Annotated in this window: 22 protein-coding genes; 15 read left to right on the forward strand and 7 right to left on the reverse strand. The window is 39.1% G+C overall.

All coding sequences use genetic code 11. From position 1 onward, the window contains the following. From QME58_09750 to QME58_09815, 14 genes are all read left to right on the forward strand, one after another. Positions 1-1,681 (forward strand): ATP-binding protein (locus QME58_09750; protein MDI6804115.1); only part of this gene is annotated, 1,681 nt, incomplete at its 5' end. Continuing rightward, positions 1,678-3,081, forward strand: a complete 1,404-nt coding sequence (locus QME58_09755; protein ID MDI6804116.1) for a sigma-54 dependent transcriptional regulator — start codon at positions 1,678-1,680, stop codon at positions 3,079-3,081. The genes QME58_09750 and QME58_09755, both read left to right, overlap by 4 nt. A gap of 344 nt (positions 3,082-3,425) precedes the next feature. After that, on the forward strand, positions 3,426-3,554 hold the full coding sequence (locus tag QME58_09760) for a hypothetical protein (GenBank protein ID MDI6804117.1): 129 nt from the start codon (positions 3,426-3,428) through the stop codon (positions 3,552-3,554). Between the two features lie 28 nt (positions 3,555-3,582). Beyond that, positions 3,583-5,100, forward strand: coding sequence for an efflux RND transporter periplasmic adaptor subunit (locus tag QME58_09765; GenBank protein MDI6804118.1), 1,518 nt, complete (start codon positions 3,583-3,585; stop codon positions 5,098-5,100). A gap of 28 nt (positions 5,101-5,128) precedes the next feature. Next, complete coding sequence (locus QME58_09770; protein ID MDI6804119.1) at positions 5,129-6,052, forward strand: ABC transporter ATP-binding protein; 924 nt, start codon at positions 5,129-5,131, stop codon at positions 6,050-6,052. A gap of 23 nt (positions 6,053-6,075) precedes the next feature. Further along, complete coding sequence (locus tag QME58_09775; GenBank protein ID MDI6804120.1) at positions 6,076-7,386, forward strand: TolC family protein; 1,311 nt, start codon at positions 6,076-6,078, stop codon at positions 7,384-7,386. Positions 7,387-7,394: 8 nt separating this feature from the next. Then, on the forward strand, positions 7,395-8,357 hold the full coding sequence (locus QME58_09780; GenBank protein MDI6804121.1) for an ABC transporter ATP-binding protein: 963 nt from the start codon (positions 7,395-7,397) through the stop codon (positions 8,355-8,357). Next, complete coding sequence (locus QME58_09785; protein ID MDI6804122.1) at positions 8,354-9,484, forward strand: ABC transporter permease; 1,131 nt, start codon at positions 8,354-8,356, stop codon at positions 9,482-9,484. Before QME58_09780 ends, QME58_09785 begins: the two co-directional genes overlap by 4 nt. A 1-nt stretch (position 9,485) precedes the next feature. Then, positions 9,486-10,613 carry an ABC transporter permease gene (locus QME58_09790; protein ID MDI6804123.1) on the forward strand — a complete coding sequence of 376 codons (1,128 nt, stop codon included), beginning with the start codon at positions 9,486-9,488 and terminating at the stop codon, positions 10,611-10,613. Between the two features lie 21 nt (positions 10,614-10,634). Next, on the forward strand, positions 10,635-11,024 hold the full coding sequence (locus QME58_09795; protein MDI6804124.1) for a hypothetical protein: 390 nt from the start codon (positions 10,635-10,637) through the stop codon (positions 11,022-11,024). A 52-nt stretch (positions 11,025-11,076) separates the two neighbouring features. Then, a complete protein-coding gene (locus tag QME58_09800) occupies positions 11,077-11,478 on the forward strand; it encodes a hypothetical protein (GenBank protein MDI6804125.1) in 402 nt (133 codons plus the stop codon). A gap of 73 nt (positions 11,479-11,551) precedes the next feature. Then, positions 11,552-12,370, forward strand: a complete 819-nt coding sequence (locus QME58_09805) for a metallophosphoesterase (GenBank protein MDI6804126.1) — start codon at positions 11,552-11,554, stop codon at positions 12,368-12,370. Next, positions 12,360-12,971, forward strand: coding sequence for a hypothetical protein (locus tag QME58_09810; protein MDI6804127.1), 612 nt, complete (start codon positions 12,360-12,362; stop codon positions 12,969-12,971). The genes QME58_09805 and QME58_09810 overlap by 11 nt, the downstream gene beginning before the upstream one ends. 24 nt (positions 12,972-12,995) lie before the next feature. Further along, entirely contained in the window at positions 12,996-15,233 is a 2,238-nt protein-coding gene (locus QME58_09815; protein MDI6804128.1) for a patatin-like phospholipase family protein, read from the forward strand. A gap of 543 nt (positions 15,234-15,776) precedes the next feature. Here the strand turns inward: QME58_09815 and QME58_09820 are convergent. The 6 genes from QME58_09820 to QME58_09845 are packed head-to-tail and all read right to left on the reverse strand — an operon-like array spanning position 15,777 to position 22,866. After that, the gene (locus QME58_09820; GenBank protein ID MDI6804129.1) at positions 15,777-16,610 is read right to left on the reverse strand and encodes a DUF4405 domain-containing protein; all 834 of its coding nucleotides are present in this window, start codon (positions 16,608-16,610) and stop codon (positions 15,777-15,779) included. 35 nt (positions 16,611-16,645) lie between these two features. After that, a complete protein-coding gene (locus tag QME58_09825) occupies positions 16,646-17,905 on the reverse strand; it encodes a hypothetical protein (protein ID MDI6804130.1) in 1,260 nt (419 codons plus the stop codon). Continuing rightward, complete coding sequence (locus tag QME58_09830; GenBank protein MDI6804131.1) at positions 17,902-18,630, reverse strand: outer membrane lipoprotein-sorting protein; 729 nt, start codon at positions 18,628-18,630, stop codon at positions 17,902-17,904. Before QME58_09830 ends, QME58_09825 begins: the two co-directional genes overlap by 4 nt. Before the next feature lie 12 nt (positions 18,631-18,642). Further along, positions 18,643-19,875 carry an FtsX-like permease family protein gene (locus QME58_09835; GenBank protein MDI6804132.1) on the reverse strand — a complete coding sequence of 411 codons (1,233 nt, stop codon included), beginning with the start codon at positions 19,873-19,875 and terminating at the stop codon, positions 18,643-18,645. A gap of 7 nt (positions 19,876-19,882) precedes the next feature. After that, positions 19,883-20,578, reverse strand: coding sequence for an ABC transporter ATP-binding protein (locus QME58_09840; protein ID MDI6804133.1), 696 nt, complete (start codon positions 20,576-20,578; stop codon positions 19,883-19,885). 14 nt (positions 20,579-20,592) lie between these two features. Further along, entirely contained in the window at positions 20,593-22,866 is a 2,274-nt protein-coding gene (locus tag QME58_09845; protein MDI6804134.1) for a TonB-dependent receptor, read from the reverse strand. Between the two features lie 882 nt (positions 22,867-23,748). On the opposite strand from QME58_09845, the gene QME58_09850 reads away from it, so the two are divergent. Beyond that, positions 23,749-24,333: an IS3 family transposase gene (locus QME58_09850; GenBank protein ID MDI6804135.1), complete on the forward strand. Its 585-nt coding sequence runs from the start codon at positions 23,749-23,751 to the stop codon at positions 24,331-24,333. Between the two features lie 30 nt (positions 24,334-24,363). Here QME58_09850 and istA read toward each other — a convergent pair whose 3' ends face one another. Further along, entirely contained in the window at positions 24,364-25,128 is a 765-nt protein-coding gene (gene istA, locus QME58_09855; GenBank protein ID MDI6804136.1) for an IS21 family transposase, read from the reverse strand. Positions 25,129-25,435 lie beyond the last annotated feature (307 nt).

Here is a 25,435-nt window from a genome sequence, read left to right on the forward strand (position 1 = left end):
ACTTGCATGCTCAAGGAGATATAAAATGACCCACTCGAGTACGCGAAGACCCTTTTTATATTTGGGCTGGGGAATACGGAACCTCAGCATACAACTAAAGCAAACCCGCTCAAAGAAAGTGCGTTTCCAAATTGTCTATTTCCTTTTAGGAATGGCTGGTTTTGGATTCTTAGTTGTCATGCTCGATTTTTTAAAAGATTATGAGCAGCTGCATTTCTACGGCTCACGAATTACATTTTTGCTTATCAGCATATTTTTATCTTATGTAGTGTTGAGTGGTAAAATTCTTATTTTCCGTAAACGTGGAAAACAAGGATTGACATACGCAATTGTTACCGGCACATTGTTCGGTTTTTATATTTTTGTCATAAAAAATATAGCCACACTTATAGAAGGCAAGTTTGCGATTGAGTCCCTTTGGGTCGAAGCAGTTTTAATTCTGTTTTTGGCGTTCATCTTTCGACCCGTTGTTGCACGTGTACAAACTCTCGTTGAGCATATGTTTTACCAAGAAATATTCCGTTATCGGCGTAACTTCATACGCTTCACGCGTGAAGCAGTTCATTACACGAATGCAAAAGAATTGACAGAGGCAGCAATACGATTTCTTCGGGAAACAATCTTTGTATCGATATCGGATATCTTGTTGAAAGATGATTCAGAAAGTATATTTCGAAGTGTAATAAATTCGGGTTTTACTTTGCCGATGGATGGATGTATTTCGAATATAATTATTAAAGAACAGAAACCGTATGAAGTCGAAGAAATTTTAGAAACCTGTACAAGCGATGAACGAACGATTCTACAAAACTATCGGGGTGGTTACATTGTAGGACTCAATTCAGAGAAAGCAATGTCGGGACTTCTTCTCATCGGTCCGATGACAACCCGGAAATCATACTCCATGGATGAAGTCGAATTTTTCACTATCTTTGCAAATGAAATATCTATAACGATAGAACGAAATGCGCTAATGGAACAAATACGGGATGAGCAAGCAAAAGCGGCTCAATTGGAACGGCTTGCATCGCTCGGTCGGCTTACGGCAGGTATCGCTCATGATTTACGGAACCCGCTCGGCATTATTTCTCTGTCAGCACAAACTATTCAACGCAATCCCAAAGACGAACAACTTCATCAGAAAATGAGTACGTTCATTGTAGAAGAGAGCAAACGACTGAATAAAAGTGTTGATACTTTTTTACAATATGCTAAACCACATAAACCTGTTTGGGAAAAAGCAAAGCTCGATCAGATCATCGGCGATGCCATTCAGACAATAAATACCAAAGCTGCGGACAGTAATGTTAAAATTAATAAAGAATTTCGTGGAGAGATTCCGGAACTGATCACATCGGTGCAACATTTTAATCGTATGTTGACAAACTTAGGTGCAAATGCTATTGAGGCGATGCCAATAGGCGGTGAGTTAAATTTTAAAGTGATGAATGAAGATAGTTTTATTACCATCGCGGTTTCAGATACCGGAACCGGTATTCCGGAAGAAATCCAATCAAAAATCTTCGACCCTTTTTTTACGACTAAATCAAGCGGTACCGGTTTAGGTTTGTCTATCGTTCATTCAATGGTCGAGAGTATCAATGGTGAAATATCTTTCACTTCAAATAAAAATGGAACTACATTTTATATTAAACTTCCAATAGACGGATCGCGAATATGAACAATCTAAATCTCTTAATAATTGATGATGAAGAAAAGACAAGACAAATCTTAGAAATCAATCTTCAATCTGCCCATAATGTTATTCTTGCTAAAAATGGCCGCGAGGCATTGTCGCTCCTGCAAAGTGAGCCAATCGATATCGTTCTCACCGATCTGAAAATGCCGGAAGTCGATGGACAGACAGTTATGAAAGAAGTGAAAAAGATGGGGCGGAATATCCCTGTAATAATCATGACGGCTTTTGGCACAGTTGAAAATGCAGTTTCGATGATGAAGGAAGGTGCCTTCGATTATTTAACGAAACCGATTGATCTCGATCAGTTAGATTTGGTACTTACTCGTGCGGCAAATCATGTGAAGTTGATTAGAGAGAACGAAGAGTTGCGTAACCAATTGCGTTCGATAGGAAATCTAAGCAATATTATAACGGCAAGTCCAAAGATGCAAGATGTTTTAAAAACGGTTCAACAAATTGCTTCAACAAATTTCACTGTACTTATTGAAGGTGAAACCGGAACAGGAAAAGAATTGGTAGCAAGGGCAATTCACTCTTCAAGTCAGCGCTCTGCTAAAACTTTCGTCGACATAAATTGCGGCGCCATCCCCAGAGAATTATTAGAGAGCGAATTTTTCGGCAGCGAGAAAGGCGCTTTCACAGGAGCAACGAGCAGGCGCATCGGTAAATTTGAACAGTCAAACGGCGGAACGTTATTTCTTGATGAAATCGGTGAGTTGCCGATTGAGCTGCAAGTAAAGCTTCTCCGTGCTATTGAAGAGCAGGCGATTATACGTGTGGGGGGAAATGAGAAAATATCGTTAGACCTCCGCATTGTAGCAGCAACGAATCGTAAATTGAAAGCCGAAGTTGAAGGAGGACGCTTCCGCAGCGATTTATATTATCGGCTCAACGTTGTCAATATCGCCCTCCCACCGTTACGTGAACGCGCAGAGGATATTCCACTTCTTGCTCAACATTTCTTAATGAAGCATAAGCAAAATGTTGGGAAAGATATTAAGGGATTCGATCCGGCAGTGCTTATCTTTTTAAAGACATGCACATGGCGTGGTAATGTTCGTGAATTGGATAATGCAGTCGTAAGATCGATGGTCGCAGCCAGTGAAGAATATATCACAATCGACAACTTACCAGCCGACCTTCACATCGGAAATAATGATGAACAAGAATCAATCCCCTCTTCCTATCATGAATTTCTTTCCCAAAAAAAGATACTGAAAGATAAACACCTCAGGGAATTCGAAAAAAAATTCATCCTCGAAGCTCTTCGAAACAATCAGTGGAACATTTCTCAAACTGCAAGAGCTCTCGATATGGATCGCCGGCAACTTCAAAATTTGATGAAGGAACACGGGTTAAAGGTCAAGGAGAATGAAACGTAACAAATATTCATTTATCACTCAGACCTGCCTGCCGGCAGGCAGGCACTAAGTCCACTCCCGAAGGGATGCCTACGGCATGAGAAACACTAATCAATACTTTTTTTTTATACTCTGCCGCGAGCAATTCTTCCGCACTGCTAACTCACTACCTTCCAATAAGTTACGGATATTCATCTTCTAACCTGCGAATCTTCTCATCGCATCTTTCGCCTCCTCAAAACAAAATTCTATCATATCTGATTAATATTCAAGCATTTTTCCTGTGGCACACATCTTGGGATAAGTTATAGCGAACACCGATAGAATTCGGTACGATCAAAAAAATATTTAAGAATATAAATACAATGTGGAATACAATAATAATAACAACAGTCGGTTTGATTACCGGTATCATACTCATAATATATGTATGGGTAGAAGTTTCTTCTCGTAATCAGGAGAAGAATCACAAAAATCGTTCAGGCACTAAGTAAAACTGTTTAAAACTATTACATAACCTTTATGTTAGAAGAGAAAAAATTAGAATATCAGATACTCGAAGTTGCGAGAGAAATATTTTTCCAGTATGGATTCATCAAAGTGAAGATGGTTGATATTTGCGATCAACTCGGGATCAATAAGAAGACTATTCATAAATATTTTCCATCAAAAGATGTGTTGATTGAGAGGATTCTTGAAGATCACATGCTCGTTGCTTTGCAACAATACAAGGGAATAATGGATTCGTCTGATAAATACGCAACAAAACTATTTCACCTTTTATCCCTTATGGGCAAGACACTCATGTCTATGGGTATACTGTTTCTCGAGGACATGCGAAAATATCGACCAAATTTATGGAAAATGATGGAAAATGTCCGCAAACAAACGCTCTTCATGAGCGTTACAGAGTTTTTAGAAGATGGAATTCAGCTTGGTATCGTCCGGACGGATCTTCGTAAAGAGGTTCTGATCGTAGCGTATTTTGGTGCGATAGAGAGTCTCCTTTGCTCTAAAGAAATAGCAGCGGATCGATTTTCTCGTGAACAAGCAATCAACAATATGACCATGATCCTGGTCGATGGACTCTTGACTGTTCATCAGAGGGAAAGTTGGAATAATAAAAATTTAATCACTCTTCTCCTCACCCTCTTCTTGTTCGGTTGTTCTAATACCGACAAGAACGCTATTACTGCTTCGGGTACCATCGAAACAACGGAAGTTACTGTAACCGCCAAGGTTGGAGGCGAAATTACTAAACTTCTTGTGAACGAAGGTGCGAACGTTAATAAAGGCGATACGTTAGTTACAATAGACAAAACAGATTTCGAGATACAATACAAACAAGCATTAGCGAATGCCGCCGCCGCAGAAGCACAATATAAACTCACTGTTCTTGGACCTCGCGAAGAAGATGTATTACAGGCAAAAGCAAATTTTGAAAACGCCCAATCAGATTTCCAACGTACAGAAGAATTATTGAAACAAAAAACTGTAACACAGAAACAGTATGATGATACAAAGATGAAATTCATTATGGCGCAGCAGAATTATGAAAAGATGAAGAGCGGCTCGCGCAAAGAAGAAATTGATATCGCACGCGCACGCCGAGACCAGGCGGTTGCTCAAGTCGATGCGGCACGGAAAAAACTGAACGATACCTACGTTACTGCAACAATGAAAGGCGTCATAACCGAGAAAGCAATCGAAGAAGGCGATGTTGTTATGCCGAACGGATCTCTTCTCCGTATTTCACGCTTAGATAAAGTTTATATAATGATTTACGTTACTGAAGTTGAGCTTGCCCGTGTAAAGCTTGGACAAGAAGCGAAGATTTATATCGACGCTTATCCGAATAAACCTTTTGTCGGTAAAGTATCCTACATATCCGACGTTGCAGAGTTCACACCGAAAAATGTACAGACCAAAGAAGACCGCACGAAACTTGTATTCGGCGTAAAGATTGAAGTAGAAAATCCGGAACAACAATTAAAACCGGGAATGCCCGCTGATGCGACTATCGAAATCGGGTCTAATTAAAATGAAAACGAAGATACAGGAAACGATTATGACGGAAAACGCAATTGATATACGAGGATTGACTAAGAAATTCGACAACATTATTGCGGTCAACGATTTCAATCTGACGATCCGGCAAGGTGAGATGTTTGGTTTAGTTGGACCGGATGGCGCAGGAAAAACCACTCTATTCCGTATGCTCACAGGTATTCTTCTTCCAACATCAGGTGAAGCTGAATTGCTTGGATTCGATCTAATCAAACAAACGAAGGAAATAAACAAAGAAATCGGATACCTCTCTCAACGTTTCAGTCTTTATGGCGATTTGACTATCGACGAGAACATTGAGTTCTTTGCCGAAATAAACGGAGTAGAGAATTATAAAAAACGGCGCGAGGAATTGCTCGAGTTTACCCGGCTTACTCCTTTTCGAAAAAGATTAGCCGATCAACTTTCCGGCGGTATGAAACAGAAGTTAGCACTCGCTTGTACGCTAATTCATAAACCCAAAATTATATTCTTAGACGAACCAACTACCGGAGTTGATCCGGTATCACGGAGAGATTTTTGGAAAATTCTTTCGAGTTTGCTCGAATCGAATATCACCATCGTTATGAGCACACCTTATTTAGATGAAGCCGAGCGATGCGGAAGAGTTGCGCTGATGAATCAGGGTAAAGTTATGGTTGTCGATACGCCCCCAAATATTAAAAAATTGATGAAAGGCGATCTCATCGAAATCGTCTCCGACCAGATTCGGCGCGCGACAACTTTATTAAAGGGGCACAAATCGGTGTTGGATGTTCAGGCATTCGGAGATCGTCTCAATGTTGTGCTTGAAAACAGCAAGAGGGATTACCCGATTGTCGAAGAAACGCTTCGTAATGCAAATATCACGATTACCGAGCGACGGAATATTTCTCCATCATTAGAGAACATTTTTATCTCACTGATGTCACGGCAAAATAATTGAAGAATAAAATTAAGGATATGACCATGAAAAAATTATTATTACTCGCACTTATACCGACGTTTATTTTTTCGCAGGAAAAAAGATCGTTAAGTATTGAAGAAGCAATCCAGATCGGTATAGATCAAAGCAAACAATTGCACATCTCTGAAATGAGAGCGGTCGCTTCCGATGCAAAGTCGAGCGAAGTTAATGCTAATCGGCTTCCATCACTAAAATTACAGGCAAGTTATACGCGGCTGAGTGATGTTTACCCGTTTGCAGTTCAACTCCCATCAATGCCGCAACCGGTAGTGATATCGCCGGTGGTTCTTGACCAATACACTACACGTTTGGCTCTTCAACAACCGTTGTTTACCGGGTTCAAGCTTTCTAAATCGTCGGAAGCCGCCGAATACTCTGCGCAGGCGTCGCATTTTGATTTTGAGAAGGATAGACTAGAAACGATTTTCAATATCAAAGCGGCGTACTGGAATTTATATAGAGCAATTCAAGTGGAACAAGTTATTAACGAGAATGTTTTGCAAATGCGAGCACATCTTCAGGATGTAAAAAATATGTTGGACCAAGGTTTGGTTACGAAGAACGAGGTTCTAAAAGTAGAGCTGCAGCTATCGAACAGCCAAATCGCTCAGATTGATGCCGTGAACAATGTAAAACTGAGCATGATGAATTTGAACAACCTAATTGGAATATCATTGGATACCGAGGTACAGCTAAATTCGATGATAAAATTGCAGGGCGAAGAAGTTCAAACGATTGAGAATTTAAACCAGAGTGCATTTGGGAATCGTCCTGATTTAAAATCTGCAGAGAACCGTTTCCGGGCAGCAGATGCATCTGTAACTGCCGCAAACAGTGGATGGTATCCGCAAATAAATCTTTTCAGTAACTATTACTACTCCAAACCGAATCTTCGATACCAGCCGACAAAGAATGAGTTTAAAGATACATGGGACGTTGGAGTTAGTCTATCGTGGGATATCTGGAATTGGGGAATGACAAAACATCAATCAGATCAGGCAAAAGCTCAACTGTCACAGGCGAGGTATGCTGAAGATCAACTGAAAGATATGGTTGTGCTTGAAGTAAATCAGAGTTATCTCACACTCGCTCAATCAAAAAAGAAGGTAGATGTAGCCCGGCAAAGTGTTGAGCAAGCCGAAGAAAATTATCGAATTACAAAAAGCAAATTCGCAAATGGCACGGCAACAAACACCGAACTGCTCGATGCCGAAGTAGCGTTACTGCAATCGAAGCTGAACCATACATCTTCGCAGGTGGACAGTGAAATTGCGTACGCAAAACTTTTAAAAGCTTTAGGTAAAGAAAAGTGAGAATGAGTATGCAACAAGAAAATAAAATACCGGAATACGCAATAGAGGTTACAGAGTTAAGTAAAAAATTCGGTTCATTCACTGCCGTTGATCGGGTGAGCTTCAATGTAAAGTATGGAGAAATTTTCGGCTTTCTCGGAGCCAACGGCGCGGGGAAATCAACTACGATTAGAATGCTCATAGGTATACTCGAGCCAACCTCTGGTAAAGGGGAAGTCGGTGGTTTCGATGTTAAGACACAGACTGATCTTCTAAAGAAAAATATCGGATATATGTCGCAGAAGTTTTCGCTGTATGAAGACATGACAGTCGAAGAAAATATCCATTTCTACGGTGGCGTGTATGGCTTATCGAAGGAAAAGGTGAAAGAACGGAAGAAATGGGTTCTTGAGATGGCTGGCTTGCAAGGACGTGATAAAAGCTTAACGAAAACACTTTCGGGCGGATGGAAACAACGACTGGCGCTTGGATGTGCGATTCTCCATGAACCCAAAATATTATTTCTCGACGAACCAACCAGCGGTGTTGATCCTGTATCTCGTCGGAATTTCTGGGACTTGATTAATGAGCTTTCCAGTCAGGGCGTTACAATTCTTGTAACAACTCATTATCTCGATGAAGCTGAGTATTGTAATAACATTATTCTGATCAATGCCGGTCGGTTGATTGCTCAGGGAAGTCCGAAGGAATTAAAAACAGAACATATCACTTATCCCATCCTCGAAGTCGAAACCGACAATGTTGTTGCAGCGCTTGAGCTTTTACGAACGCAACCGTGGGTGGTAGAGATATCAGTGTTCGGTACATATCTGCACGTCGGTGTCGCTGACCTTGAGGAGGGAAAGAGTTTAATTCAATCTATCCTTGATGCGAAAGGTATTCAAGTTAAACGCATTGAGCGAATAGTTCCATCGTTGGAAGATGTATTTTTGCATCTTCTTGAACAGGATATGAAAAAGGTGGCAGCATGACATTCAAACGTATTCGACCAATCATCATCAAAGAATTTCGACAGATACGCCGTGACAAACGTTCGCTTGGTGTTCTGCTCGTGTTTCCGGCATTCTTAGTTCTTCTTATCGGTTATGCGCTCAATTTCGATGTAAAGCATATCTCTGTGGCAGTATTCGATCAGGATAAAACGCAATCGAGTCGCGAATTTGTTCGCAGCTTCTCAAACTCCGAATATTTCGATTTTAACTACTCTGTCCAGAGCTACGATGAGATTGATAAGTTGCTCGACGAAGGAAAAGTACTTGTTGTTTTTGTGATACCGACAAATTTCTCCGAAGAATTGCTCGCGGGGAGAGATGCAAAATTGCAGATTCTTGTAGATGGATCGAATTCAAACACAGCTACAACCGCAATCGGTTACAGTAATGCGATTGTTCAAGCATACTCCATGCGGATAGCCCTTGAAACATTAGCTCGGAGCGGAAAGGAATTGTACGTACCCATCGATTTACATCCAAAGGTTTGGTACAATCCCGAACTCATCAGTGCGAAATTTTTAGTCCCCGGTCTCATCGGATTTATTCTTATGCTAAGCTCCGTCGTCTCCACTTCACTTTCAGTTGTACGCGAGAAAGAGCGTGGAACGATGGATCAGATGATGGTGTCGCCTTTAAAAACAGGTGAGATCATTTTAGGAAAGACAATCTCGTATCTCATTATTGCGCTTGTTGCCTCTGTGCTTGTTCTCCTTATAGGATATTTTTTCTTCGATATTTCTATCCGGGGTAGTATTATTTGGCTGTATGTTGGTATTTTCATTTTCCTGCTTGCAGCGCTTGGGCAGGGACTGTTAATCTCAGCAATTTCACATACACAACAGGTGGCGTTTATCATCTCGGTCTTCTCAACCTTATTGCCGGCATTGATTTTATCAGGGTTTGTGTTTCCAATCCGCAGCATGCCAATCGCACTTCAGATCATTTCTAATGTAACACCTCCCAAATTTTTCCTCATCGTTATCCGTGATGTTATACTCAAAGGTGTTGGACCGGCAGCGTTTTGGGAACAATTAGTTTACATGGCGATATTCGCAGCCATAACACTTAGCTTGAGCACACGATTACTTTTAAAGAAGGCAAATTAATATGAAAACAATTTATCATATCATCGTAAAAGAGTTCATTCAATTTCGACGCGACAAACGTATGCTGGCTCTTTCGTTCATGGCGCCAATTCTACAATTGATTTTGCTCGGTTATGCCGCTACAACGGATGTGAAAGATGTTCCGATGGCGGTTTATAATCAGGATAAATCTGTTGCAAGCCGTGAATTGATCAATCAGTTTGTTCATTCGGGATATTTCGTCATTCAGAAAGATGTAAACTCGCTCAGTGAAATTGACCATGAGATAGAATTTGGAAATGTATGGATGGCTTTAGTTATCCCGCCCGATTTTTCAAGTAATCTGCTGGCGCGTAAAACAGCTTCTATCCAGATTCTAACGGATGGGAGCGATGCCAATTCGGCGAATATCAGTCTCGGTTATGCATCTCAAATTATCAATACGTATTCAACATCGATTCTTGCAGATATCCAAAAGCATATTCCGCAAATTAATCGTCCTGCAAGATTACAACCTGAAATCAGAGTTTGGTATAACCCTGATTTAAAAAGTCGGAATTTTATGGTGCCGGGTGTGCTTGCTACAGTGTTGATGATCATAACTATGACTTTGACTTCACTCGGAATCGTTAAGGAAAAAGAAATCGGAACACTTGAACAGCTAATGGTAACTCCGATAAAACCGTATCAACTCATCATCGGTAAGTTATTGCCGTTTGCCATCATCGGTATGATTGATGTTGTTCTTGTTCTAATTGTTACCCGCTTCTGGTTTGCAGTGCCTCTGCAAGGTAGTGTAGCTCTTCTTTTCGCATTGAGTGGTTTATTTATTTTAACAACGTTAGGTTTGGGGCTTTTTATATCAACCATATCCAAGACGCAACAGCAAGCGATGATGACGGCGCAGTTTTTTATTTTCCTGCCGTTTATTTATCTGTCGGGATTTACATTTCCGGTTGAGAATATGCCGCAAGCGATTCAATATCTCACAGCCATAATTCCACTGAAGTACTTTATTGTTATAATTCGGGGAATCTTTTTGAAGGGTACAGGCATAGCGGAGTTATGGCCCCAGGCGCTTGCGCTCTGGATTTTTGGTATCGTAATTCTAACGCTCAGTGTCATGCGATTTAAAACGAAATTAAGTTGATTAAAAAAGAAAGGTCTATAGATGAAAAAAATATTGTTCAGAAAAATCGCGGCTGCGATTGCAGTTATCTTCTGCATACTCACCACCGCCGAGGGATTACAAGTGCTGTTAGGGATTACTAAACCCGAATACATTGTACTGACACCGCTGTTAATTTACAATGTAATTATGGGGGTTATTGGAGTAATTGTTGGAGTGATGTTGTGGCTTGACCGAAAGCGGGCGCTAAAGCTTGCTGTCATAGTTACATCAATGCACCTGATTGTACTGGCTCTCGTTAGCATAATGCATGTCGCTGGTGGCGTTGTTGCAATGCACAGCGTACAAGCGATGGGTATCCGTTCAATAGTTTGGTTAGCAATCGTTTGGTTTACAAGCATGGCAAAAAATACCTCTACAAATGAAAAATAAGATGTTATTTAATACATGTAAATATCTAAGAAAATATTTAAAATGATATTCGATGAATATTAAATTTGTAATCTTCACTTTGATTTTAATTATAACCGCAAATATGCTTGGCCAGGGAAAATTATCTCTTTTGGAGATTGAAAAAATGAAAGAATATCTGTCGTTATATGATTCGCAATTTACAGTATTTATTGCTAATATTGATAAGATAAAAGGAATACTTGAAGAAGATAAAGCTATTATTTCCAACTTAAAAACGCGCTTTAAGAACGGAGATGAACCCGGCTTCTTCGAGAAAATTAAGGTGAAACTAGCCCGTGATAGTAGGGCAGGCAAAATTGATGACTTACTCGATGATATTGAAGATCAATTAAATGACGAACAGAAAACTAAGTATAAGAACATTGAGAAACCTGTATTAAAATCTCTAAGTAAAAAAGAATTAACAGAATAAAGGAAATTATCAAGTATGTTGCCCATGCTTTTTAAGTCTTTTTATTGGAGAAACTATTTACAAAGAGTTAAACATGGAACAATTAAGAATGAAAATTAGTAAGATATTAATTCTTTTTGCCTTATTAACAATAACTGCTTGCGATGGTTTATTTGATTATTCCCCTTATGTAATTGATTATAGCGGCCAAAACAAAAGTGTGAATCAGAAAAACATTAAAAAGTTATTCAGTCAAAAAATCGACGACACGACAATAATAGCATTAACCGGCGATACTCATCGTTTTTATGATGAAACAGTAGATTTTGTAAAAGCAGTAAATAAAAAATCTTCGGTTGATCTTGTAATACATGTTGGCGATATAACTGATTTTGGTTTGCCGAAACAATATGAATGGGCAAACTCTATTCTGTTGAAATTATCAAGCCCGTATTTTGTTGTAGTTGGTAATCATGATTTAGTTGGGAATGGCAGTACAGCATATAAAGAAATGTTCGGCGCATTTAATTATAGTTTTATTTATGACAGTCTAAAATTTATATTTGTAAACACAAATAGTCGTGAATTTAAGTTTAGTGGAAATGTGCCGGACATTAATTGGCTGGAGGCACAATTACAGCCAAACGATAATTTTACTAATGCGGTTGTTATTTTTCATGTCCCGCCAATGGATGGAGATTTTAATTCGTCATTAGAACAAGCTTTTCATAACACGCTAACACGCTACAATAATGTTTTATTTGCAACACATGGCCATTTGCATCACTATGAAATATATAAACCTTATAACGACAGTATCAGCTACATAAATGTGTATGGGGTAGAGCACAGAAAATTTAACATTATTAAAATAACTAATAATAAATTCGAAATTGAAACATGTGAATTTTAAAATAGTATTGATTATCGCATTTTTTCTGCTTTGCAGCCGATTGGATGCTTACAGTCAGGATTCTCAAGACACTGATTCTGCAAAGTATACAAAGTTTTTGCCTGATTATGTGAAACTACAATTTGCCGGAGGTATAGGATTTTTATCTCTGGGATTGGGGTACACCTTTTTTGATCACAGATTGGATGTCTCTTTTTTTTACGGATATGTACCGATATTTATTTCTATCGACGACTTACACAGTGTTAGTTTACAATTAACAGGGAAATTGATTCGAATTAAAGTTAATGAGGACATAGACTTATTACCATTGAATATCGGTTTTTTTATTCATCATACATTTGGTAATGAATATTGGATAAGTTTACCGTCGCATTATCCTGATGAATATTACTGGTGGGCGCCGGGAAGAAATGCAGGATTATTCATTGGCGGAGAAATTAAAACTAAGCTATTAAGCGATAAAACTCCCGCCTCCGGAACAGCATTTTACGTTCGTGTGGGAAGCAGAGGATTATACATAGCAAGCATGTTTGGAAACTCGGCAATCCCTTTAAGTGAAATAATAGAAGTTGGATTTGGAGTAGCAATTTATCGTTAATAATAATTGTTCAAATGGATTACAATGAAAACTATTAAACTTGCAATTAGTTCCAAAAAGGCAGTATATCATCGCTCGGGGCTTACGCTAATAATTTTATTGGTATTACAAATATCTATTCTAAACGGGCAGGAGCTCAACAATAGTAAAGCGAAAACAACAAATATCAGCTCCGACAATGATCTTAAAATAGGATTAGCTCTTAGTGGTGGAGGTGCGAGAGGGATTGCACACATCGGCGTAATTATAGCGTTTGAAGAAGAAGGAATTCCGATTGATTATATTGCCGGAACAAGCATGGGCAGTATCGTGGGCGGTCTCTATGCTGCCGGGTACAGCGGCGAAGCTCAAAAAGATATTGTTCATCAGATTGATTGGGAGGGGATCTTCAATGAAAATCCTGAGCCAGGTTCTGAATTAATAAGTAAAAGATATGGTATGATGGAATCTATCGTCGTTCTGCGGTTCAAGTTTTGGGACGTATATATTCCTTTTGGTTTGATGAACGGGCAAAGAATTAATGACGAGCTATTTAAATATACAGCTCAAGCTAATTATGCGGCAAAATCTAATTTTGATAGTCTTTCTATTCCATACAGACCGGTTGTTGTTGACATATCTACAGGCGAAGTGGTTGCAATTGATAAAGGGGATCTTGCACAGGCAATACGCGGAAGCATGGCAATTCCTTTTCTTTTTTATCCGGCAAAAATTAATGACAGATATATGGTTGATGGTGGAGTACTCAATGTGATTCCAACCGATGTTGTAAAAGATATGGGTGCCGATATAATAATTGGTGTTGATCTGGAAGGACTTTTCCCTATGGGTACAGAACCTACTAATTTAATGGAAATTGCAGATCATACAATTGATATTATGATTCGTGAATTAAAACAAAAAAATATTGCTCTTGCCGATGTATTGATTGAACCTCAATTGGGTCAACATTCCTCAACTGATTATAGCGAGTTCGATTCGCTTATTGGAAAAGGATATTGTGCTGCGAAAGACAAGATGGAGGAGATCAAAAGAATCATTCCCCAGGAAATCTTAGCGAAGAAAAGAACTAAACGCCAACTTGATTTTACGCTTTTAGAAAAATCAATAATTGGAGAAATAAATGTTATTGGTAATGAATATCTTTTTTCTGAAGCTATCATGGATGATTTTTCCCTTTTAATTGGAGATGAATTTAATTTAGATAAAGCGGTTCAGAGTACAATAAATATTTACGCATCAAACCTCTTTAACAATGTTTGGCTGGAACTTGACACATTGTCAAATAAAAAATTAAAGGTGAGTATTAATGTTATAGAAAAATATCCAAGAACAATTGGGTTTGGTGTTAACTTCAAAGAAGATGAAGGGGTGAGCGGTTTTATTCAGATAATTCACTTCAATTTGTTTGGATGGGGCGAAAGATTGATGCCGTTATTCCGTTTTGGAAAGTTGCGAACAAAAGTCGGCTTTGAAATGGCTAATGATCGGTTCTTTGGTACTCTATTAACTTTTCATAACGGTCTCTACTATGAAAGCGAATATCCCTATTTATATAATTCTGCGGGTGATCAATATGATCAGATGGATTTTAAACGCGTTGTAGGTTTATTCTCTGCAGGGCTTCAGCCATATAGGAAGATTCTATTTTCAGGCGGATTGAGGTGGGAGAGAGTATGGTACAAAACTAGTCGAAACAAAGATATTGGATACATAAACAAAGACAATGTAATTCTCTTCGGTAAAATGAATATAGATAATACTGACAATCGTTATCTACCCACTAAGGGTATTAGATTTGTGATGGAAGGCGAAACGATCTTGAACTATGAAAAAAATACTCACCCATTTTCAAAATTGAGTGCTGAATTGAGCGGGGTTATTTCTCTGCCTTTCAAGCAAAGAATAAATCCATTCGTTAAAATCGGTACTTCAAACGAAAATTTACCGATCTATGAAAAATTCAGAATCGGCGGACCATTGATTATGCCCGGTTTTAGTAGAGATGAATTATGGGGAAATCACTATGCAAGTTTTGGTTTTTCATATCTTATTGAAACTCTTAAAAAAATAAATATCCAGTTTAATTTTACTTATGGAAATATTTATGAAAGGTACGGCGACTTCAGATGGGATAATCTAATAGGCGGGATTTCCGCAGGCATTGTAGCCATCTCTCCAATTGGACCGATTGCATTATTGTATGGACGGAATGAACTCGGGAGAGATCAAATTTACTTATCTGTTGGATATGAATTTTAATTAGACCCTGTTGTTTATTTTGCGTTCCGCAGACATTCGCTCCGCACTTCGTGCGTTACTCAAGACTGTCTTTGGAATGTTGCAATGCACAGCGTACAAGCGATGGGTATCCGTTCAATAGTTTGGTTAGCAATCGTTTTATTTGCGCGGATATCGAAAAAACCTTCTACAAAGGTGGGATGAAACCTTATTTAATTAACATATGGTTGTTTGGTATAGCGTTGCTAACATTCACAGGATGTGAAGATATATTTGGTTTTAACCCTTACTAATCATTTCGCTTCTCAAACGTCAACCAATTAAAAGTAACCGAAATGTTGGATATCTCCGCCCAACCTCCGATATAGATTGAAGATGTGGGGAGTGAAGTAAGAAGGGACGTGCGATGTGCAATGTGTGTTTTGTTGGGAATTAGAGATTGCAAATTTTAGATTTTGGATTTCAGATTTTTATTGTTACGGTTTTAACAGTTCCGATGGAGCTCCACTCCCGATGAATGGGCAAGCTCGAATATTTTCACGCAAAGTTACGCAAATAATAATATTACATTTCATCTGGCACTATTATCTTTACAATATCAATCGGCGTCATTCGATATTTATCGGCTAAGTCTCTTAGATTATCATCGAAGGATGCTTCAATTGATTTCTCCTTCAATCTTCGCATCCCATCTTCAATAGATACATCATACTGCTCACAAATTTGGGAAATTGTCTTCCTGCCAAATCCCATGCCTTCAGCTATCAACGGCTTCGGTTTTTGCGGTGAGATAATCCCGAATAATTCTTTCGCTGTCATATCATATTTATCAGCAAGGTCGCGCACTTGAATAGTCTGACTATCCGGGATGATGTTTCTTTCCTGTAATCGATTTATGACAGCAGGAAGTTCCATTTGTAATTTTGCGGTTAAGTCGGCAAGGGTTAGTAATTCTGCATGAGGGATTGGCGGTTCTTCTTTTGGAGAGACCCATGAGTTCGCTATCTCTTCACCAAAATCCATGACAGTTTTAAATGGCGGTATATCTACAATTGTGAAGACAAGAATTAATCCTGCGAGCGTGGAAGAAAGCATTAGTTCCCGTTTGCGCTTCATACCTTCGTGCAACTTCGTTCTCAAATACGTAATTAAAACTTTCCAATTAAAATAAATGTGAAAACTTGCACCCACAACAAAGAGAAACGTGAAAATTGTATGCACCGACTGCCATTGATATTTGGTTAAGCCGATAAATTTCCAATCCGACCAATTTGCCACCCTACCGGGCGGTGTGATGTATAAGATAATTCCTGATATGCTTATGATGAGAAAAGATATGACAATATAAAAAGTTGTAAACGACCGCCATTGAAATTTCTTTTTAGTTTTTGATTCCATGTATCATTTGTCCTTTTTCGGTTTAAACATTGTTGCTAAAAATACGCCCGCATCCACAACTCAACTTTTTGCTCGATCTGGCGCGAACCAAATTCACTGTCATCTTTGCCAAACATATACGTGTGCCAAAGTATGAATTCAAGATTTGTTTCAGGTTTATAGGTAAAGTTAGCGGAAAGTAAAAAACTGTTATCTTGCAAATTATAGATAGTATAAATTGATGGGGTAAAATAAAGCCAATCGAAAGGCTCCGGCTGGGTTAGCTTAACGTAGAGATAATCGCGCATTAATGTATTACTCTTGAAATATGTTTGACTTATCCCAAGCGTTTGTTGAATTGCATCAGGCGTTCCAATGGCAATGCTTCTTAAAAGATAATCTTGATACGATTCAAATTCATTTTTACTCATTCCAAACCCGTTGCGATAGTATTCTGCAATCACAGTCGTGTTCCACTCGCTAAGATATCTTATTCCAAAAAGGTAACTATAAATATCGCCACGCTCTCGGTTTAAGATTCCATTATCGATGGAATACCTATCAGCATTTCGGGTTAAACTGAATTCGGTGTGGAATTCTAAATTTTCTTTTATGTTCCTCGAAACATCAAATCCATACTTCTTGTAACTCCGGCTGCCTTGATATATCATCAAATCAATATCAGTATCCAATAATAGAAAATAAAATTTTGCCGCAACATCTGTGTATTTCGCTTCACCGAAACGATTGTTTATTGTATTGATTGCTGGAATGATCAACGCTTGAGCTGCGAACGTTTGTAGTGAACCGGATGAAAAACTTTTTATATACTCTACATTTGCCGAAAGAATTCCCGCCTGTGCAAGCTCCGGATTCTCAGGGTCTTTCAGCGGATTTACATATCCAACCGGATTAAAAGCATACCCTTTTCCCCAGTTGTAAACACTTTTGCCTAATTGCAGAGAAGTGTTCAATGTCGGACTGTACCTTGCGTATGCTTCGAACAAATCAACAGTCGCTTCTTCATCGCTAAAATATGTTGCGTGTGTTTTCATAAAAAATCCCACACTGCCCGATTTATATTCGGCATTCAGATACGGTTCAATGCGATACTGTGAAAGATAGCGCGATATATTCTTCGAACTGTAGAATTGAAGCTGGTATGCCGGAGAAGTTTGAGACATCTGTAAAAGAGAATACTTTACATCAAGGTTGCCGCTCCATTCTAATTTTTTCTCATTCGTAGACGAATCGAATTCTTCTTGCGAAAACGCAAACAGAGGAACAATGAGCAGATAAGCGAGCCAGAACTTCACCGGAGATCTCCTAAACGACCCATATAACTCTGTGTAAACACTTCGTCAGGGAACTGCCGTTTTTTGATTTTTTGATATACCATCAACGAGCGATAACCTTTGTAGAGCGGGCTTGTTGTTTCGATAACCGATGGACGGATAAGTCCGTTACCATAATTTTTGTCTTCTTTAAATTCCAGAGTCTTGATTAACATGTTGGACGCTGAGTATGCCTCAACTTTACGGAGGTTTTTTTTATCTTTTGTAATCCACATTTTCAGTTTGTCGTAGGTAACAGTTTTATTCTTTGCTTTCAAGTCGAGAATATACTCCTTTTCGGTTCCTTCAGCATACGAAGCGTTGTACTCGGCTGCATACTCCAACTGCATGAGGTCGGCATTATTAAACACACCGCCAATAATCGATTGTAAACTTGTGATGCGGACAGGTTTGTTTATATTGGGAACATACAACCACATATTTTCGCCCAATCTAAGTGTAGCGCGTCCTTTCTCACTCGCTGGGGTAACGTACAGCATCGCAATTTTATCTTTTCCCTTTTTCACCGTGTAGAAGGTATATTCCTTCTTTGACCCGTTTGGCTCTTCATTAATGATTTTACGGTATGCTTCGTACGACTCGGGCATGAGATTTTCATCAACCGTCTTTAACAACGCACTAGCATCTTGCGCCTGAAGATTTATGCTAAATAAAAATATTAGTATGAACATCATTTTTGTTTTCATGTTTTTTCCTCTCTATACATGTCCTAATGCATCGACCGGTTCCATTCGCGATGCTTTATATGCCGGCTGTAAGCTCGCAAAAACCGAAACAAGCATTACTATTAATGTCGTTAAAATTATTTCGCGCGTGGGAACATCTGGAGATAGCACAACGTTCATTTGCCCGAATGTAAAATTGATGCTTGATGTATTCATCAACAAAAGAACTCCTACTCCAACTATGACTCCGATAATGTTACTCAACAAGCCCATCGTAAAACCTTCTACCAAAAACATTGTAAGAATTCGGCTGGGTCGCGTACCGATAGCGGCTATCGTTCCAATTTCACTGATTCGTTCGTACACCGACATCGTCATTATGTTCAAGACACTGACTAATACAATCGATATTAAGATAAATTTTACAACAAGGATTAGCAAATCGACTATACGCGCAATGCTTGCAAACGGCGAAAGCTGCTCCCACGTGTGAACCTCTTTTTGTGTTGATTGCTTGCTAAGTGATTTTTTAAGATTCTCGGTTACTTTGCCAAGTTGATCGAACTGTTTAAGCTTGATGGCAACTTCAATAATTTCGGGTTTCTCCATTCTCAACAAAGTCATAGCATCATCGATATGTATAAAGCCATCTTTACCCGATGGCCCGAGAACATTCTCCATCATCGCTGCTATGCGTACCGGAATCCCATTAACCGATCCGTCTTTATTTGTAGCGATGAGAACTATTTCATCTCCGAGTTTTAGCGAAAGTCCTTTCATCAAATTTTCCGGCACTAATATTTCACCTCGCTTTAGAAAATTTTTCTTATCCTGAATATCACTTTTAATTCTTTTAATCAGATCGGGTAATGTGTTGCTTTCTAAATCCGGGTAAATTGCGGTTAGCCGTATATTTGAAGATTGTATATAATTGCTTATCATTGCTCCGAATTTGATACGTGGACTAAAAGCTGCTATTTCGGGTATAGCATTCAATGCGCGCTCCACATCCGCATATTCAGAATCGGAGAGACTGATATTGAGCGGAAGATTATCGATTGATTCAACGTATCCTTTTTTATGGATTTGCAAATCTCCGAGTGAGGTGTTTGTAATAATCCCGACCATTTGGGTTTTAAACGAAATCGCTAAGCCGCCAAATACTATTACTAATACAACTCCGAAAGCTATAAGCGATGATGTTAGTATCGTCCGTCGTTTATACCTGAAAAGATTTCTAACAGCGATTTTGATAAGATTAATCATACATACCTCAATTTATCTGTTTAGATTCTTGATTAACTATCGTACCATCTTCAAGTGTGTAAACAATTTCAGCTTCACCAACAATCTTGGGATCGTGTGTGGAAAAAATAAATGTTGTGCCTAATGTTTTCTGCATCTCGTGCATGATAGTTATTACTTTAAAAGCGGTTTTATGGTCGAGGTTAGCCGTTGGTTCATCGGCAAGCACAATTTTAGGATTAGTTACAAGTGCGCGAGCAATTGCCACACGCTGCTTTTGACCGCCCGATATTTGATTCGGATATTTATCCTTAAAATCAATCATACCGACCTTTTCAAGGAGTGAATGGATTCGATCGCGTCTTTCTGAAATGGGAATTGATTTTAGCAATAAAAGTGGATATTCAACATTTTCATAAACCGACAGAACAGGAATCAAATTAAAGTTTTGGAAAACGAAACCAATGGTGTTGCCTCGAAATTTCGCTGCATCCGAACGGTCGAGCATTGCGACATTTACATTATCGACAATAACATTGCCGTTGGTAGGTTTGTCTAACGACCCGACTAAATTCAGAATTGTAGATTTACCACTGCCCGAAGGACCGATGAACGATACAAAAGTTTGTCGCTCGATAGTGAATGATATTTCATTCAAAGCTGTGACAGGAATTTCTCCTGTTTGATAGATTTTTGTTACATTCTCAAGTTTAATTAAACTCATCGTATTCCCTTTCTTTAAAATTGTGCTGTCAACCCAATAATTGGTGTTATTCCAAAATCTAATCGGGTTGTCTCGGTTATTGTGCCGTATGAATCTACCTTGTATGAATATGAAAGAATATTTTCTTGATTGTACACATTCCAAAGGTCGAGATATGCGGTTAAAGTCCAAGCGTTAAAAACAAACTTCTTATCGAGCCGGACATCAAGTTTGTGGTATGCTGGTAGTCGTGCCGAATTGTATTCGCCATCCACCACATAATAAATACCGTTTTTATCGGTTACACCAGCAACAGGTGTAAAAGGATTGCCTGAAGCATATTGGAACTTCGCACCCAACTGCCAACCCTCGCCAAGCTCGATGCCTGCAATCAGATTCAGGATATGCGGTCTGTCGAACTCGAAATAATACTCGGCAAGTCCGTTAGCATCTTGCCGTTTCGACTCGGAATAAGTATATGAAGCTGTACCAACAAATCCATCGGTAAATTTTTTCTGGAGAGAGAATTCAATTCCTCTTGCGTAACCGCTACCGGTATTGTATAGTAGGTCGGTTGTGTCGTTCCCTACTATAACATTCGATAAATCTTTATGATAAACCTCAACGGTAGCCCGGATATCATCGCGAAGCAGTTGTTCTACGCCGAATATATAGTGAGTGGCATAGCTGCTGCGAAGCTGTTGGTTAAATGGATCCAGGGCAATCTGATACGATGCCGGTGTTTGATAATATTTACCGTAGGCAGTATTGAGAGTTATTTTATCTGTTAGATGATAAGATGCCGATATACGCGGACTCAATGTCCCTTCTTTTGTGAATGTGAAATAATCGTATCGGGCACCGGCAGACAAAGATAATCGCACCCATGGACTCCACGTGCCTTGCAAAAATACAGATGGTTTATTGCTAATATCAGGAAGAAAAGAAATGGATGATGCCGGAATAATTTGTCCAAGCCGGGTTGTGTCGGCTGGTTTCCAGGTCGTATGCTTCGACTCGAGAAAACGAACCTGAGCGCCGCCTTTAATATTAAGGTTAGGATTTAATTGATAAGTGATTTCATTTTTTAAAGTATAACTGTTCTCAAGAATATCTTCGCCGATTAAATCTCTTTCTGTCTCGGTACCACGAAGAGTATTCCAGCCGTTACCCGAAAAAGACAAAGTAGTTAAACTGTATGCCTTCGGTGATATAAGATAACGCCAATTAACTCCGAACGCAGTTCCATAGTCATCGCGCGTTAAATAATTATACTTACCGGTATCGGTAGAGCTTTTCATCCTGACCGTCCCTTCGCGCTCGATCTGGTCGAGATAATAAAAACCGACAAGACTCAATCGGTTATTAGCATCCAAATCGTATGTAAATTTTCCGACCGCATCATAATAACTCGGAGCCGCGGGTCGATTGAACACTGATGTCAACAAATCAAACAATCCTCGCCGCGCCGAAAAAACCATTGTCCCGTTATCCATCACCGGTCCATCCACCATCACTCCGAAGCCGGCAACATTTGCATTAACATCTATATTGTGTAATTCCTTATTACCATCGACCATAGTCATATCGAACACTGACGACATTTTATCACCATACTTAGCCGGGAAGCCGCCAGTCATGAAGTTAACTTCTTTCAGTAACGAAGGGTTGATGATGCTGATGATTCCCATCGATTCACCTGTTCGCGCGAAATGTATCGGATTATATATATCAATATTGTCGAGCAACGTTAAATTTTCATCCGGACTTCCACCTCGAACAATCAACTGGGCGCTTTTGCCTCCTGCTGTTGCAACGCCAGGCAGCGATTGCATTACACGGAATATATCTTCTGCCGAGCCGGGAGAACGTCGAATCTCTTGTGACGATAGCGTTCGATAGCTCACAGTGCTTTCCGTAGGTTTCTGAAAATATCCTCCGGTTACCACTACCTCGCCAACTTCAACCTGACTCGGTGTAAGCTCAACATTAATGTGAGTGTTCCGATTTAATATAACTTGAACATCATCATTGATGAAATTGTTGTAACCGATATATGATACCTTTAATTGATAAACACCGATAGGAATATTTTTAATAACAAAGTATCCCTTATCGTTTGTTGAGGCACCTAAGTTAGTTCCCACAACCGCAACATTTGCTGCCGGTAGTGGTTGTTTCGTTACCGCGTCACGCACTTCACCGGAAATACTTCCGGATTTCTCTTCCGAGTATGCGCTGTGAACACTCGTAACAATTATAATGAGAGATAAAATATGAATTAAGTTTTGTTGAAATATTTTTTGCATGGAAATTATCCGATCCGATATTAAATGTAATTTATGTTTTTGTTAGATGATTTTAAATGTGAAAAGATTCAAACAGCTTTAATACTGGTTCAATAAACGTGCCAGCATATCATTTGTGCTTCCTGCTAAACAATGATGATATTGCAGAATCGCAGCGCGATTTATCGACGATTCTGCCGAAGATGTTCGACAATATTGTCGACAACAAATAATTGCCAAAAGATAAATCAACATATCCGATTTGTATTCGAGGATTTTAAGATTGGCACACCGCCTGTAATGAGTATGAACAGAAGAATTGATTAAATAAGGTGAGACTTTACAAACCGAGACAGAATTCGGAGAAAGAACAAGTTTCATGACAAAAATAAGAAGAAGATTTACAAAGGAATTTAAATTAAATGTAGATACGTAAATATGATATTCACTAAAATCTGGTGTACAAATGGACCCACGAATATCGGTTAAATCCATCTGGAGCGTTTCGTACTGCTGTATATGGTGGGCGCCCTAACAGTGATGTACAACGCATCACGGAATTAGAGCAAATGGTAGGTCGGTTGACAATGGAGAATGAGTTTTTAAAAAAACCCTTGAGACATACCGAAACAATTCTGACCAACAACAAGCCCCAAAATGGGATACAATAATGTTTTCGGTTATGAAAAATGAATTACCTCAATTATCGGTTCAACGAAAGTGCGAGATTGCCGGTATTGCCCGCAGCAGTTATTATCGCAGCTTGAAGTCATGTCATTTTGATAATCAAGATGAGATAAAACTACGTAGCCAGATTCAAGTCATTTGTCTTACTATGCCAAGGTACGGCTAACGTCGTGTTACGGCGGAACTGCATCGCAGAAACTATTTTGTGAACCATAAATGCGTTTTACGCTTAAGGGAGAGGATAATCTGCTCTGTTTGAGGAAGAAGCGTTGGATACGAACAACCGATTCTGCTCATGGATATAGGATATATCCTAACCTTGCTCAAGGCATAGCTCTAACACATCCAAACCAACTCTGGGTTTCCGACATAACGTATGTGAGGCTTGTTAGAGAGTTTGTGTATGCTGCTATAATTCTTGACGCATTCAGCCGCAGGGTTATTGGGTGGGCGTTGAGTCGACATATTGATGCCCAACTCAGTCTCAGCGCTTTGGAGATGGCTCTTGAAACGCGGACGGTAATGCCAGGGCTTATCCATCACTCCGATCAAGGTGTGCAATACGCTGCTACCGAATACACCGACTTATTAAAAGCCCACTCTATTTCCGTCAGTATGTCTCGAAGAGGAAATCCGTATGATAACGCAATGGCTGAATCATTTATTAAGACATTAAAGTACGAAGAAGTTCATCTCAACGAGTATGAGACGTTTAATGAGGCTTATGAAAATATTAGACGCTTTATTGATGATCTGTATAACTTGAAACGACTTCATTCATCATTAACTGTTTCACCTTAACTTATGAATCAACTGTCTCAATTTAGGGGTTCACTCCACTTCGTCTTGAAAGGTTTTGAGTCGCTGAAGAAAATCTTCAAACGATGAAAATTGATTCCCCTTAATAAAATGTTCCTCCAGATAAGAAAATGGATTTTCTACTTTCCCTTTTGACCAGGGATGTCTGGGCAAAGACCTTGTCGGTTCTATACCGTAATGTCCGCAAAAAGAAAGATAACGCGAATTCCATTTTAAATTATGCTTTGACGCATTTTCTACAAAACACTTCGCGTTATCTGTCTGAACTCTTAGTGTCACTCCGCCAAATTCATTGAAGCTATTTTCCATTGCCTCAAAAACACTCCCCTGTCTTTGACTCGTGGATGCATCGTAAATTCGATAACGGCTAAAACCAAGTATACAACAGTACACATAAACAGTAGTTAAGTTATCACCAATCAGAATCGTATACGGACTCCAGTCGAATTGAGCCTGTTCACCGGGTGAAGTCTCGTAGGGTTGAAACGTACGCTTAGTTTCAAACTTAATCTCAAGAATGTATCTGTAAAATGCACTTTTTGAGCCTTTGTATCCTTTTAATATTATTTCTTTTAAAACGCGACTTCCTCTTAGTCGCTTGATTATCAATCTCTCACAGATATATTCTTTAAATGGCACAATATCAGGGTTTATTTCTCTCTGCCGATCATATGTCGGAACATCGTCAGATTTTAATGCCTTCTTAACCGTATTACGACTGATACCTAAAAGTTCAGCTATCGTCCGGCTTCCTAATGCCGGTTTGCGCTTTCTCACCTAAAAAGGTTTTTTAATTGTTAAAGGGGTGGGTCAATTTTCGGCGGGAATTTTCAGTCAGTTTTAGTAGAGAAGAAAGCTAAGAATAATTCTAGTGACGATAATCCGAATAAACCAACTCGATACGAATTGAGTCAAAACCATCCCAACCCTTTCAACCCTACAACAATTATAAATTATCAATTACCAATTGACAATTGGGTAACTTTGAAAGTCTATGATGTTTTAGGTCGAGAAGTAGCAACTCTTGTGGATGAGTTTAAAGATGGTGGTTATTATGAAGCAACTTGGGATGCAACAAATATTC

Source organism: Bacteroidota bacterium, assembly GCA_030017895.1.
Classification (GTDB): domain Bacteria; phylum Bacteroidota; class Ignavibacteria; order UBA10030; family BY39; genus JASEGV01.